At 40.9% G+C, this 13,980-nt stretch carries 17 protein-coding genes; 5 read left to right on the forward strand and 12 right to left on the reverse strand.

Annotated features, from left to right (window positions below):
• Window positions 1-93: 93 nt before the first annotated feature.
• Window positions 94-870: an enoyl-ACP reductase FabI gene (fabI, locus tag EP737_RS16355; RefSeq protein WP_129729040.1), complete on the reverse strand. Its 777-nt coding sequence runs from the start codon at window positions 868-870 to the stop codon at window positions 94-96.
• Window positions 871-1,167: 297 nt separating this feature from the next.
• On the opposite strand from fabI, the gene EP737_RS16360 reads away from it, so the two are divergent.
• Together EP737_RS16360 and prpE are read left to right on the forward strand one after the other, a co-directional pair.
• Window positions 1,168-2,334 carry an FtsW/RodA/SpoVE family cell cycle protein gene (locus tag EP737_RS16360; protein ID WP_129729041.1) on the forward strand — a complete coding sequence of 389 codons (1,167 nt, stop codon included), beginning with the start codon at window positions 1,168-1,170 and terminating at the stop codon, window positions 2,332-2,334.
• 65 nt (window positions 2,335-2,399) lie between these two features.
• On the forward strand, window positions 2,400-3,137 hold the full coding sequence (prpE, locus tag EP737_RS16365) for a bis(5'-nucleosyl)-tetraphosphatase PrpE (protein ID WP_129729042.1): 738 nt from the start codon (window positions 2,400-2,402) through the stop codon (window positions 3,135-3,137).
• A 113-nt stretch (window positions 3,138-3,250) separates the two neighbouring features.
• Here the strand turns inward: prpE and EP737_RS16370 are convergent, their stop codons facing one another.
• From EP737_RS16370 to EP737_RS16385, 4 genes are read right to left on the reverse strand one after another with little or no spacing between them, the layout of a single operon-like run.
• Window positions 3,251-4,120: an RluA family pseudouridine synthase gene (locus tag EP737_RS16370; RefSeq protein ID WP_129729099.1), complete on the reverse strand. Its 870-nt coding sequence runs from the start codon at window positions 4,118-4,120 to the stop codon at window positions 3,251-3,253.
• 57 nt (window positions 4,121-4,177) lie between these two features.
• Window positions 4,178-4,975: an NAD kinase gene (locus EP737_RS16375; protein WP_129729043.1), complete on the reverse strand. Its 798-nt coding sequence runs from the start codon at window positions 4,973-4,975 to the stop codon at window positions 4,178-4,180.
• A gap of 26 nt (window positions 4,976-5,001) precedes the next feature.
• Window positions 5,002-5,628, reverse strand: coding sequence for a GTP diphosphokinase (gene yjbM / locus EP737_RS16380; RefSeq protein ID WP_129729044.1), 627 nt, complete (start codon window positions 5,626-5,628; stop codon window positions 5,002-5,004).
• A 19-nt stretch (window positions 5,629-5,647) separates the two neighbouring features.
• Window positions 5,648-6,022, reverse strand: a complete 375-nt coding sequence (locus EP737_RS16385; protein ID WP_129729045.1) for a UPF0738 family protein — start codon at window positions 6,020-6,022, stop codon at window positions 5,648-5,650.
• 145 nt (window positions 6,023-6,167) lie between these two features.
• On the opposite strand from EP737_RS16385, the gene EP737_RS16390 reads away from it, so the two are divergent.
• Window positions 6,168-6,746 carry a CYTH domain-containing protein gene (locus EP737_RS16390; protein WP_129729046.1) on the forward strand — a complete coding sequence of 193 codons (579 nt, stop codon included), beginning with the start codon at window positions 6,168-6,170 and terminating at the stop codon, window positions 6,744-6,746.
• A 205-nt stretch (window positions 6,747-6,951) separates the two neighbouring features.
• Here the strand turns inward: EP737_RS16390 and EP737_RS16395 are convergent, their stop codons facing one another.
• Window positions 6,952-7,269 (reverse strand): hypothetical protein, encoded by a 318-nt coding sequence (locus tag EP737_RS16395; RefSeq protein WP_205650957.1) that lies wholly within the window; start codon window positions 7,267-7,269, stop codon window positions 6,952-6,954.
• Window positions 7,270-7,821: 552 nt separating this feature from the next.
• Between EP737_RS16395 and EP737_RS16400 the strand changes: the two genes are divergently transcribed.
• Entirely contained in the window at window positions 7,822-8,220 is a 399-nt protein-coding gene (locus EP737_RS16400) for a globin domain-containing protein (RefSeq protein ID WP_129729048.1), read from the forward strand.
• Window positions 8,220-9,116: a ClpXP adapter SpxH family protein gene (locus tag EP737_RS16405; protein WP_129729049.1), complete on the forward strand. Its 897-nt coding sequence runs from the start codon at window positions 8,220-8,222 to the stop codon at window positions 9,114-9,116. The genes EP737_RS16400 and EP737_RS16405 overlap by 1 nt, the downstream gene beginning before the upstream one ends.
• A 770-nt stretch (window positions 9,117-9,886) precedes the next feature.
• Here EP737_RS16405 and EP737_RS16415 read toward each other — a convergent pair.
• The 6 genes from EP737_RS16415 to EP737_RS16440 form a co-directional block, all read right to left on the reverse strand.
• Window positions 9,887-10,336, reverse strand: a complete 450-nt coding sequence (locus EP737_RS16415) for a Dps family protein (protein WP_129729051.1) — start codon at window positions 10,334-10,336, stop codon at window positions 9,887-9,889.
• Between the two features lie 334 nt (window positions 10,337-10,670).
• Window positions 10,671-11,363 carry an LrgB family protein gene (locus EP737_RS16420; protein WP_129729052.1) on the reverse strand — a complete coding sequence of 231 codons (693 nt, stop codon included), beginning with the start codon at window positions 11,361-11,363 and terminating at the stop codon, window positions 10,671-10,673.
• Complete coding sequence (locus EP737_RS16425) at window positions 11,357-11,725, reverse strand: CidA/LrgA family holin-like protein (protein ID WP_129729053.1); 369 nt, start codon at window positions 11,723-11,725, stop codon at window positions 11,357-11,359. Before EP737_RS16425 ends, EP737_RS16420 begins: the two co-directional genes overlap by 7 nt.
• 506 nt (window positions 11,726-12,231) lie before the next feature.
• Window positions 12,232-13,035: a DUF4097 family beta strand repeat-containing protein gene (locus tag EP737_RS16430; protein WP_129729054.1), complete on the reverse strand. Its 804-nt coding sequence runs from the start codon at window positions 13,033-13,035 to the stop codon at window positions 12,232-12,234.
• Complete coding sequence (locus tag EP737_RS16435; RefSeq protein WP_129729055.1) at window positions 13,028-13,588, reverse strand: DUF1700 domain-containing protein; 561 nt, start codon at window positions 13,586-13,588, stop codon at window positions 13,028-13,030. Before EP737_RS16435 ends, EP737_RS16430 begins: the two co-directional genes overlap by 8 nt.
• Window positions 13,581-13,904 (reverse strand): PadR family transcriptional regulator, encoded by a 324-nt coding sequence (locus EP737_RS16440; protein ID WP_129729056.1) that lies wholly within the window; start codon window positions 13,902-13,904, stop codon window positions 13,581-13,583. Before EP737_RS16440 ends, EP737_RS16435 begins: the two co-directional genes overlap by 8 nt.
• Window positions 13,905-13,980 lie beyond the last annotated feature (76 nt).

The following is a 13,980-nucleotide window of genomic DNA, read 5'->3' on the forward strand; positions in this document are numbered from 1 at the left end:
TATCGTTTCTAGCTGGAAATTTATACTTTCTTACAGTACAAAAAAGCAACTAGTTTTTAAACCAGTTGCTCTCTTATTACAATATAACTGTAATTAACCTAAAACATGATACCCCGCATCCACGTGAATATTCTCGCCCGTAATACCACGAGATAAATCACTCATTAAGAACAACGCAGTATCCCCAACTTCCTCCTGCGTTACATTGCGGCGAAGCGGTGCCTTCTCTTCGATCTCCTTCAGGATGCTGTTGAACTCGCCGATTCCTTTTGCAGACAAGGTCCGAATCGGTCCAGCAGAAATAGAGTTCACGCGAATGCCCTGCGCTCCTAAATCGTTTGATAAATATCTTACGCTTGCATCAAGCGCTGCTTTTGCTACACCCATTAAGTTGTAGTTTTTCACAACGCGCTCGCCGCCAAGATACGTTAATGTAACGATGCTGCCGCCTTCTGTCATAAGCTCCTGTGCTACCTTTGCTACTGCCGTTAAGGAGTATGCGCTAATATCTAGTGAAAGCGCAAAGCCGTCACGGGATGTATCTACATAACCGCCTTTTAAGTCTTCTTTATTTGCAAATGCAATACAGTGTGCTAGCCCGTGAATTGTGCCGACCTGCTCTTTGATATCAGCAAAGCAGCGCGCGATATCTTCATCGCTTGTCACGTCACAAGGTAAGATGATAGCGTTTTGTCCTTCTAATGTTGCTGCTAAATCACGAACGCTTTGACCAAGACGCTCGCCTGCGTATGTAAAAATTAAGTTTGCTCCCGCATTATGCAAGGAACGCGCAATGCCCCATGCGATGCTGCGTTGGTTGGCTACGCCCATTACTACGATATTTTTTCCTTTTACGTTAAGAAGCTCCATATTTTTGTCCTCCTAAATTTGTATAATAAACTAACACTAGTTATTAGTACCTGATACTATTTTTATTGTAGCATACTTTATTTCAGATGAAAACGATGTCTACTAAACTTTTTCTCCTTCTCTCCAGTCTTTCCCTTCTTCTTTTCTTAATATAATCCTGTTTGTGGAAAAAACAATATATTTGCAAACTCGTTAAAATTCGATAAGATGGTAATAGCGTCTAATTTTCAAAAAGAAAGACGCACACAGCTTTGAAAGCTATACTTTCTGATTTTCAGACATAGAAGGGATTATCATATGGAAAAAGACAATGCACGGGGATATCAGATAGACTATGGATTAATTACGATTTTACTTTTGATTGCAGCGGTTAGCTGTCTTGCCATCAAAAGCGCACAGCCTTCATTGCCGCCATCACTGCAAAATGTAAATTTCGTAGCAAAGCAAATTCAATGGTACGTAATTGGCGTTATTGCAATTGGCGTTACAATGATTATCGATTTTGACCGATATAAGCAAATTTCTTGGTATTTATACGGTTTTGCGATGATTCTTTTGCTCGGTCTGGAATTTAAAGTACCAGGTTCACAAACGATTAAGGGGGCAACCGCTTGGTATACCCTTCCAGCTGGTCTTGGGAACTTCCAGCCGTCTGAGCTTATGAAGCTTTTCATGATTCTTGTACTAAGCCGGATACTTACGAATCATAAAGAGATGTATCCAAATCCAACACCGGAGGAGGATTTAAAACTTCTCGGCAAGATCTTTGGTGCAAGTCTCCCGCCGCTGCTGCTGATTGCAAAAGAGCCCGATTTAGGGAATACGATGGTAATGACATCCATTATTGTTGCAATTATTGTCGTCTCTGGCATTCGCTGGCGCTTTATTCTAGGATTGACCGGCATTACCGTTGGTGCTGGCTCTATTCTTGTGTACATTTATTTTGCGCATACTGCGTTCTTTAAAGAGCATATTCTAAGGGAATATCAGCTTGACCGCTTTTATGGCTGGCTCGCTCCATACGAATATGAACGACAAGGCTATCAGCTGCGGCAAGCCATCTTAGCTACCGGTTCAGGCGAATTATATGGGAAAGGCTATCAAGGTGGAGAGGTGTACTTCCCGGAGCCTCATACAGACTTTATTTTCACGAATATTGCCGAGCAATATGGATTTTTTGGGGGCAGCGTCGTCATTTCACTGTTTTTCCTGCTCATTTACCGTATGATCCATATCGCACTTGAAAGCAATGAACCGTTTGGCAGCTATTTATGCGCAGGAACGATTGGGATGTTCACATTTCAGGTGTTCCAAAACATCGGGATGACAATCGGCCTGCTTCCTATTACCGGCATTACGCTGCCTTTTATGAGCTACGGAGGCAGTTCCCTTTTGACGTATATGATTGCGATTGGCTTTATTTTAAATGTTCGCTCTCGGACAAGGAAATATATGTTTGATTAAGTCTGTCCTTTTTGCAGGACAGGCTTTTTCTTTGTACAATAGAAGGAAAAAAGTGGGTGTGAGATATGTACGATGTAATTGGAGATATTCATGGCTGTTATGAAGAGTTTATCACGCTAACAGAGCAGCTTGGCTATGATTGGGAAAGTGGTATCCCTATCCATCCTCATGGAAGAAAACTCGTCTTTGTTGGAGATTTAACAGATAGAGGTCCAAAATCATTAGAAACAGCAGCGCTTGTGTGGGAACTTGTGATACATCAAAAGCAAGCGTATTATTCACCGGGAAACCATTGCAATAAACTGTATCGTTTCTTTATTGGCCGCAAAGTTCAACAAACCCATGGTTTAGAAACAACAGTAGCAGAATATGAAGCGCTAGGGCGGCGCGAGCAAAAAACAATTCAAAAAAAGTTTATCGATTTGTATGAGTCCTCCCCGTTATATCATGTGTTAGATGAGGGAAAGCTCGTCACATGTCATGCCGGCATTCGGCAAGATTACATCGGAAGAGAAGGAAAAAAGGTAGAGACATTTGTTCTATACGGGGATATTACAGGGGAAAAGCACCCCGACGGCTCACCAGTGCGGCGTGACTGGGCGCAGCGTTATACAGGAGATGCCTGGATTATATATGGCCACACACCAGTTCGAGAGCCGCGTTTCGTAAACAAAACCGCCAATATCGATACAGGTGCAGTCTTCGGCGGCAGGCTGACAGCGCTGCGCTATCCTGAAATGAGTACTGTATCTGTTCCATCTTCCATGCCATTTGTAACCGAGAAATTCAGAAGCTTCGACTGAAAAAACGGACTCGACTTGTTTCTTAAATGCTTGATCATATGTTTTGTTGATTTCTCCCATAAGAAAATCCCCTCCATAGTAGATAGATTAAGGGGCTTCCTTTTTCCTGTCTACTATAAGGGGATCATATTACTGTCAGGATGATCTTTTAATACCTGCTCCATATCATCTGGCAGCGGTGCGATAAATGTCATCATTTTTTCCACGATAGGATGATAAAACGTTAGCATTTTGCTATGAAGCGCTTGTCTATCTATTCTATCTCTTCTGCCTCCGTACAAATCGTCTCCAAGAAGCGGATGACCGAGATGTGCCATATGAACCCGAATTTGATGGGTCCTTCCTGTTTCAAGCTCTAAGGCAACATGTGTTATATTACCGTATTTGTTCACAACTCGAAAGTGCGTAACAGCACGTTGGCCACTCTCATGGACAATCCGTTCAATAATACTTTCTTCTTTTCTCGCGATCGGCGCGTCAATCGTTCCGGTTTCCTGTTCCATAACGCCATGTACAAGCGCCTCATATGTACGGTGCACAGCTTTTTGTTGATGCTGCTGCGAAAGCAGATGGTGAATAAAGCGATTTTTTGCAACAAGCATCAGTCCGGATGTATCACGATCGAGCCGAGTAACGACGTGAACCGTATTCGGAAGCTGCTGCTGATCATAATAATGCAGCAAAGCATTAGCAACCGTTCCACTCGGATGCTCCCGTGACGGAATGGTTGCCATATAGGGACGCTTATTGATAACTATAACATGTTCATCTTCATATATAATGTCAAGCGGGATATTTTCGCTTATCATCCCTTTTCCTCTCTCTTCGGGAGGAAACGAGATGACAAGTTCTTCTCCTGCCTTAAGTATATGACGAACAGTTGCATGCTGGCCATTGATTTGAATCGCTCCGCCACGAAACTTGATATCCGTCAGCGCTGCCTTTGAAATGCCCTTTTCTCGCAAATACTCACGGACTAGCATTCCTTCTTTCTTTGATGTGATGGTCCATTTTAGTATAGTCAAGTGGCATAACCCTCTCTACCTATCAGCAACAAATGAATCGCGCACCCGTTTCCAAAAAGGAAATGGCCTAAAGCGCACGAAGCGTACCTTTTGATTGGCAACACGGCATTGAATGGATTTCACATCTTGATGAGAGAGTGTCAAATGATCAATTGTAATTCGCAAGTCCATGTCTGTTACCGGCTTTAAAACACATGTATGATGCTTTGGTAATACGAGCGGTGAGCCGACTGTCCGAAAAACACGGTTGTTAATCGATGCCATCTCCGTGAGCTGTATCGCTTCAAGAGACGGATGAATAATAGCGCCACCAAGAGCCTTATTGTAGGCCGTGCTTCCAGAAGGAGTAGAAATACAAAGTCCGTCACCTCGGAAAGTTTCAAAGTATTCGCCCCGGATTTCCACATCAATGACAAATGTCCCTTCACTGCTTTTTACGGTTACCTCATTTAACGCTAAATACTGCGACTCTTTGCTGCCATCTAAGTAGCGGATAATCACCTCTAGAAGCGGATATTCTACGACTTGAAACGGCGTTTTCGCAATCGCAATTACTAGCTTTTCCACTTCGTTCGGCAGCCAATCGGCATAAAAGCCAAGATGCCCTGTATGCACACCAACAAACGCAGTATTCTCAAGGCGATGAGAATAGCGGTGAAAGGCTTGAAGCAGCGTACCATCCCCTCCAACAGAGATAACAATCTCTGGCTCCTGCTCATCATTGACAAACTCAAAGTCCTGCAAATATTCGCGCATCGTATTCATAAGTAAATTCGATGCTTGGTCTCCCTTTGACATGATTGCAAAGTTCATCGGTCAACACAACACCCTTCAAAAAATTATTCTGATTCTTGCTTTCGCGAAAACACCTTGTGTGCTTCCTGAATTTCATCACGGATGGAGGACATCTCTTCATCAAGCCGAGATGCGGCCTCCGCTGCATGCTGCAAACGCAGCTGTATATCCTTTGGAAAACGTCCGCGGTATTTATAGTTTAAAGAATGCTCGATTGTTGCCCAAAAATTCATTGCTAACGTACGAATTTGCAACTCAACAAGTACCTTTTTTTCACCGCGAATCGTTTGAACAGGATAACGGATAACAACATGGTAAGAACGATAACCGCTGGCCTTGACCTGCGTCACATAATCACGTTCCTCCACAATCTCAAAATCATTGCGTTTGCGAAGCAGTTCAACAACCGGTTTAATGTCATCAACAAACTGACACATCATACGGAGCCCGGCGATATCCTGCATTTCCTCTTCCAGCCTATCCAATGGAATACTCCTTTTAATGGATTTATCGATAATGCTGGCAACTGATTTTACCCTGCCGGTAACAAATTCAATAAGAGAGTGCTCGGAAAGCATTTCAAATTGCGAGCGCATCCCCCTTAGCTTTACTTTCAATTCCCCTACAGCCTGTTGATAAGGCGCCAAAAATTCTTCCCAGTTCCGATTCAATTTGACCACCGTCCAACATCTATAATAAAAAGACCTCTTCGACCCTTTTTACCAATTCCTCTCCGTAATTGGCGTTTCCTTCAATGTTTTGAACAAGGTATCCAATCTCTTCCTTCAGCTGTGTAAGCGGCACTTGCACCCCATTAATAACAGCAACCGCCTCCTGATTCGCGTCAAGCCCTTGCTTTAAATCCGGCCACAGCGTATGAGGAATACTTACATATACATATTCTTGTTCATTTTCTAAAATATATAAAAAAGCAAACAGATCAGAATCTACTAGAACATGTTCTCTTGGCTGTAACTCTTCCGCGTTTATAGTTGTATTTTCTGCATAAAAAATAAGAGCCTGTTTTTGTTGTTCGACGCTCTTTATGTCAATCTTCTTTTGCATCTTTGAATTCCTCCAACACAGTATGTAACTCCTTTAGAATCATGTTTATTGTAACACAACCGACGCCTGAACAAATAAAACATTGAATCAAAATTCTTAAAAAGGGATAATAGAGCCAGAAACATAAGGAAAGGAGCTACCAACTATGTCGCAAGAAATTGAAATTGAATTTAAAAACATGTTAACAAAGGAGGAATTTCACCGACTATGTGAGTCGTTTGCGATAACAACCTTCATAGAACAGGTAAATCATTATTTTGAAACCTCTTCATTTTCTTTAAAGGAAAAAAGCTCTGCACTGCGCATTCGTGAAAAAAATGGAGCATACACAATCACCTTAAAGCAGCCGGCAGTAACTGGGTTGCTGGAAACACACCAAACCGTGACAAAGCAGGAAGCGGAGTGGATGATGGAAACAGGTACTATGATTCCAGGAGCTGTGTATGATCAACTTCTTCTTCTTGACATTCCGGTCGAGCAGCTCCAGTATTATGGCAGCCTAACAACGCAACGGGCAGAGATGCTATACGAAAACGGAACTCTCGTCTTTGACCATAGTTTCTACTTTCATCATGATGATTATGAATTAGAGTATGAAGTGCAAACTGAAGAGACAGGAAAGAAAAGCTTCCTGCATTTATTAGCACAATACAATATCCCTGTTCGCCCAACAAAAAATAAGGTGCAACGCTTTTTTCTTGCAAAACAAAACATATCGCAATAAACTAGCAAAGGGCTATGCTACTGCAGATGTGGATGCAATCCCGAATAGAGCCTATTCCTAAGCTTCAGTGTATAACAGTACCTTTTTCCATTCGCGTAGAAAGATGGGAAGAGGCTGTGAGAGCTAGACAACAAAGCAAATTATATTTTCTGAAAGGGTAAAAAAAAGCCCTACTTCTTCCTCGAAGTAAAGCCTGCTGAGCTCTTTATGGTATTTGTCTCCCTGGTCTGATGAAAGCCTGAAACACAAAAGGGGCTTTATCACGAAGGATAAAAATAAGAAGCGGTATAAATTGAAATATTGGATCTGGTGGAAACGAAAATGGGAAAAACATAATAATAGGTTCAGCTTCTGAAACAGGGTCTGTTGTTGGATCATTCCAAATCATCCCTTTTTCCAGAAGTTCTTCACAGCGTGACGGGGTTAATGTTTGAAACGAAATATCATTTTCGTAGCATATTACTAGTAAATCAGACGGCATCCTCTCACCTGGTTCACAAAACTTACTAAAAGTTACAATCAAACATTGAAGTTTGGCATCTCCTTTCGGAAACGTGTACCTCACAGGATTCTCACGCTAGGGGACTGCTTTCGCTCAAACAATAGGTGTCACCTGTCTCTGTAAAGACAACCATAACATTGTTCCAGTTAAACGGGATCCTTAGTTATACATCCTGTAAGCACAAAACCTCAATACATTTTTTTGATAATAACCCATTTTTTAGTAATTAGAAACAACCAGTTTTCACCTCCTTACTACTAGGAGATGCAACTTGCCTTCCATTGGTGTGGACAAGCAGAATACATCAATAGCCTATTTTAAACAAATGATAATAAATGCTGTAGATAAAGAAAACTCGCCGACTGGCGAGCCCTGCCTTTAGGCGAAGACAGAGGCGTAGTTGCCCTTATACTGCATTCCTAAAATTTTCGACTACGTCGAATTCACTCCTAGCCGGAAATTTATACTTTCTTAAAATGATTAAAAAATTTTATTACAATTCGCATTATTTGCTCTTATCATAAGGAGATTGCTACAATAAATATACTTTTACGGGGAAAGGAGCAGAGCTGTATGAACGGAAATCATATCTCACCATTTGAAGCAATCGGCGGCGAAAAGGGGATCACAGCGTTGGTTGATACATTTTATTCTTATGTAAGCCGTCATCCGGATTTATCTCCCATTTTTCCGAATGACTTGACAGAAACCGCGCGAAAGCAAAAGCAATTTTTAACGCAATATTTAGGTGGACCAAGTTTATATACAGAGGAGCATGGTCACCCCATGCTGCGTGCGCGGCATCTACCGTTTCCAATCACGCCGAAACGCGCAAAGGCATGGCTTGCTTGTATGGAAAGAGCAATGAATGATACAGGAATACATGGTCCCATTCGTGATTTTGTCTTTGAACGCCTGACTTTAACAGCAAACCATATGATTAACACACCAGATGAAACAGGTGAGGCATAATGAACAAAATGAAATTTGATGCAGCAAACCCCGCAACCTCCCACAAATGTGGGAAAAAGCCGGTGGAGGCCTTTTTATTTATTGATCCACTTTGCATGGACTGCTGGTCAATTGAACCGCTAATTATGAAGCTATGGCTGGAGTACGGCAACTATTTTACAATCCGGCATATCTTAACTGGGAAGGAGGAAGCAGCTGCTATTTCTCCAGCACACAAATGGAATAAACCTGCTCATATTCGATTTGTGTGGGAGAATACATCAAGCCTTCATGGTCTTTCCTGTGATGGTAAATTAAATAAGCGCCATTCCTCCTCCTCACCATACATGACTTCCATTGCCATTAAAGCAGCAGAGCTGCAAGGAAGAAGAGCGGGCATGAAATTTCTCCGCACATTGCAGGAATCGGTGTTTTTACAAAGAGAAGCACATCCAAATAAAGAGCTATTGCTCGTTTGTGCAGAAAAAAGTGGAATTGATATGGAAGAGTTTAAACATGATTTATGTTCTATGAGTGCAACAAAGGCATTTCAATGTGATTTAAAGTTTACAAATGAAATGTATGTGACAGAAATCCCTTCTCTTATATTCTTTCATTCCAATTCTGAACAAGAGGGTTTAAAGCTATCTGGCATGTATCCTTACGATGTATACGTGCAAGTCTTACAGGAGCTTGTACATGAAGACTTAATTCCAGAACCGTTGCCTTCTTTAGAAAAGTTTTTACAACAATATGCTTTTACATTTGCGGATGAAATGGCTGTTATTTATAATCGGTCGCTATCAGAAGCAATGCGCGAAATGAGACAGCTTCTCTTAACAGGAAAAGCCATCCAAACGATATCAGAAAAAGAAGTATATTGGCGATACAATGTAAAAGAAAAGGACCCGGCATAGTCGGGTCCTTTCTTTTACGGCTTATAAAAATATTAAAGGGGATGGGAGAAATTTTCACGTTCAAACAAAGGGGTATATGTTTGTTGTGAATTCGTTCACAGTTATTATACTACAACATTCGACTCTCTTTGACAACATTTTTAGTTGTTATTTCACAAAAACGTCACATTCTAAACCGCGCCATCCGACTCTCTTTGACAATATTCTACACTTATAATCCCGTTAAAAATGCCACATTCTAAATCCTTTTCGCTTTGAATATACTTGATTAAAGAAAATTTGCCGACTGGCGAGCCCTGCTCTTGGGCGAAGACAGAGAGGTAGTTGCACTCACACTGTACTCCTAAAATTTCCAGATATGTCGAATTCACTTCTAGCTAGGAATTTATACTTTTTTACAGTGTAGGCGGAAAGGGGGTGGAAAAGAACATTGGGTAAATATAAGTTCTTTGGAAGTATAGCATTTTTACTTATAACATTTTCTCTCTATATTTTATCGTTATTGAAGACATTTCCCCTTGTTTTATCTATCCCACTCTTGTTCGGAGCTATTCTGTTCTTGGTTCTCCTTATTAACGAACGCAAAAGATTTAAAGGCTTTAAGCCTTAGAAAAAGCACGACTTGGGCGAAGACAGAGGCGTAGCCCTACTTATACTTTATTCCTAAAATTTCTCGCCACGTCGAATGGCCTCCCGGTTAGAAATTTAGACTTTCTTAAAGTATAAAATGCAACAAACCCGTCAAGCTCTGCTTGACGGGTTTGTTGCGGTTATTTTGAAAAGGCACTTAGCATCCAAACATGCTTTTCCAATACAGTATGAATTGCTAAAAACATGTCCGCGGTTGTTTCATCTCCCGCTTCCGCTGCAATATTCATTCCTTCTTTCAACTCGGAAATTACCGTAGAATAGTCATTGACAAGAATTTGGACCATTTCTTCCGCCGTTTCATTGCTTGTACTTTCTTCAATAGTAGAAACTTCTAAGTATTCCTTCATCGTTGCAAGAGGTTGTCCCTTTAGAGCTAAAATACGCTCAGCTAACTCATCAATATAGTTAGCAGCTTCTGTATATAATTCTTCAAACTTTGTATGCAGCGTAAAGAATTGTGGTCCTTTCACGTACCAATGAAAATTATGCAGCTTTACATACAACACATTCCAGTTAGCCACTTGCTTGTTCAGCTCATTCACTACATTTATATCTACTTTAGTACTCATATAATCTCCCACCTTTTCTTTAATTATAATAATTATCATTTAATAATTATATTTAAATTATAACATGTTTTCTAAAAAACTCAAGCAATCTAGTCGTACTTTAACAACTTTAGTATTCCCTTTAAACAAAGATCATATAAAGAACTCGCCGATTGGCGAGCCCTGCCCTTGGGCGAAGACGGAGGTGTAGTTGCCCTTATACTGTATTCCTCAAATTCTCCTACAGTAAAAAATGCCCTCCAAATCACCTGCTGGAGGGCATTTTTTACGTTCTATCAGATTTTGCAGAAAGAGTACCCCCTGCTTCAATTTCGTGAAGCATAGGGAGGGGAATTCAAACAAATACACCAGCCAACAAAGGCCCAAGCAAACAAGTTAAAACGGCAGTCAGTGTCATTGTTACTGAGCCGACAACTCCTTCTCGTTCATCGCTTTTCATTGATTGCGCGACACCCATAATATGGGATGAACAACCTACACCAATTCCTTTTCCGATAAAGTTCGTTACGCCACTCCATTTTAACAGGGGCGGCCCCATCATCATTCCCGTTATCCCTGCTATCATTACGAATGCTGCTGTTAAGGATGGAATGCCGCCGATTTGCTCCGATACACTCATCGCAACTGGCATCGTTACCGATTTAGGCAACGCAGTGAGAATCAGGCTGCTATCTGTTCCAAACATACGCGCGATGACCGCCTCACTGCTAATAGCTACAACCGTCCCTACAATCACTCCACCGCTAATCGGTACTACGTATTTCTTTAAGACACGCCGTTGTTTATACAACGGAATCGCAAAAGCAACGATACCTGGCCCAAGAAGCTTTGTAATCCAATCCCCTCCATTCTTCATATATGCTTCATAGGGGATATGAAATATGAGCAGACATGCAATGATGAGGGCGGTCGCAGTGAGCACCGGCATTGTAAAAGGAGTAGGAACCCACTTATATAGTTGCTTGCTTACCCTATATAGCACAATCGTAAAAATGATCCAGCCAAGCGCATACAATATATTCAAGATACATCCTTCTCCCTTCTCTTCGCGAGGTATTGTCCAGTATGTCCCGCAACAATAATAATTAGCAGCGTACTGATCATTGCGGTGACTAATAAGCTGCCTCCTTTTTGTATAAGAAAGGAGCCGTATTGCATTAACCCAACCGTAGACGGAAGCAATAGAAATGGCATAATTGCCACAAGCTTTTCTCCCCCTAACTCAAACCAACGCAATGGCAAAATCTTTACCGACAACAGTACAAGCAATAGGAACATCCCGATTAGGCTGCCTGGAATCGCAAGGTGAAGAGCTTGTTGAATCCCAGACCCTAGTATATAAAAAATGGATAACAGCCCTATTTGCAGTATAATAGCTACAGCCTTCAATTCTTTCGCCCCCTACTTTGTGAAAGTTCAAACATAAATATACCTAATCCCTCTTAACACACTTCCGTTCTGCCGCTCCTTCTCAAACAGAACATCCTGATTTTACTATCGGAGAAATGTAATATAATTTCATTATATGAAAGATATCTCGTACCGCTCTTAATTTAGTAAGTAAATCTAACAACCTTTCTTTGATTTCGGATAAAATAATGTTATAAAATCTAACTTAATATCCAGAAAACGCCTTCAATCTTCCTGCATGTCATTCCATCAATAGCAAAGTTTTCTTACATATGTAAAATCGCCAACTGGCGAGCCGTTAGGCGAAGACAGAAGCGTAGTTGCCCTTATACTTTATTCCTAAAACTTCTCGCTACGTCGAATGGTCTTCCAGCTAGAAATTTATACGTTCTTAACGCAAAAAAACAGATGTGGTCTAGAAAGCTCCCACATCTGCTCTGACTTTGATTTTTTACTAGCTTAACCGAAAATTGCTTTAGCTACTCTTACTTTGTCACTGTAATTCTCCCATTATTTGTTGTTAGTTTAATTACATGTGTGCCTTTGCCAATCACTGCATTACCCTCGTATTTGTCAAGGATATCAATATGCCCATTATCTACATGCACATCAAACGCCACATCCACAGGATCCTTCTCTGTTTGAATCTCGATGCTTCCATTGTTGCTGCCAAGCTGCATCGTCCGTTCTAAGTCCTTTGTGACAACAAAAATCCTTCCATTTGACGTTTTCCCTTTAATGGTTCCCTCCACATACTCTAATTGGATTTTTCCATTATCTGATTCTACATCAACAGCATTGGCCCCAATATGCTTTAATGTAATCATTCCGTTGTTCAGCTCTGCCTTTACGTTGTTAGCATTCACTTTCTCTACTTTCACGCGTCCATTATTGCTGTCAATTTGCAGCGATTCATATACCTTTTCAGGTAAAAGTACTTTTACCGTTAGCGGCTTGAAGCGAAAATCAAAATTAAAAAGCTTGAGCTTCTGGCTTTCTAATTTAACAGCAAGGGTCGTTCCTTCTACCTCAGCAGAAAACCTCTGTTTCATATGATCATTTCCCGTGCCTGACAACGAAACTGTAGCCGCCGCATCTGTTGTTGGGAGGATTTCGATGGCTGCATTACCCGCTTCTACCTGTACCGCGGTAATGTTAGGATTATCAATCACTTTTTCTTCTGAAATAGAAGATTGCTTCTCTAGCGAACCGAATGTTATAAAAGCTCCTATTACACCAACCAACAAAAATGCTAGTGCAAGGAGAGACAATTTTTTTATATTACTCACGTTTTAGCCCACCCTTCACAAGTGCCATGTTAAATTTTAAATAACGTACAAACCCGCTCGTTACAGCCTTTGTTGCAAAAAACATACCAATTGCAATAAACAACCCGATTCCGCAAAGCGCACAGGATACGAACAGATCAAAAAATTCAAAGGTTTCTGGAGTAATGACTGCATTCACCAGAACAAGCAGCGGTGAGAGAACAAATGCCGCACCTACTGCCCAACCGGAAAACATGACGCCGACTAAAGCAATAAATGGCCCCATCACGATAACAAAGTTGAAAAAGCCTAATCCAATAACAGCCCATACAGCGCGCATAATATTTCCTGCGGTCGTACTTGTTTCTACCTTCTCAAGATGGTGAGAAGCAGATAACTCTCTAGCGATTTGACTTGGAGAACCGAGGGAAGCTGTCATTTCTTCTTCTGTTTTCCCCTCTTCTCTCCCTATAGCGAAGTACTCTTCGTAATCTTGCAAAATATCCTGCCGTTCCTCTGTAGAAATTCCTTTTAAATTTCCCTCTAATTGCTTTAGAAATTGTTCCTTATTCATCATAGCCACCTTCTTTAATTAATTGATTTACACCATTCGAAAATTCATTCCATTCTGCAATCAGCTCATGAAGATATGTTCTTCCTTTTTCCGTTAGCTTGTAATATTTACGCGAAGGGCCTTCTGACGATTCTTGTAAGTACGTTGTAAAGTATTCTTCTTTTGTTAATCGTCTTAACAGCGGATATACAGAGCCTTCAGATATTTCAATTTGATCTGAAATTTTCTGCACTAATTCATATCCGTAACGATCCTGCTTATCTAACAGCACAAGCACACACAATTCCAAAACACCTTTTTTAAATTGCACATTCAATGTAAAATCACCCTATCTATTATTATTCAGTACTATTTATTATATAGTACTAAGCCATGATAAATACTTCTGTGAT

The sequence above is a fragment of the Ectobacillus funiculus genome (genome assembly GCF_004138295.1).
Classification (GTDB): Bacteria; Bacillota; Bacilli; order Bacillales; family Bacillaceae_G; genus Ectobacillus; species Ectobacillus funiculus.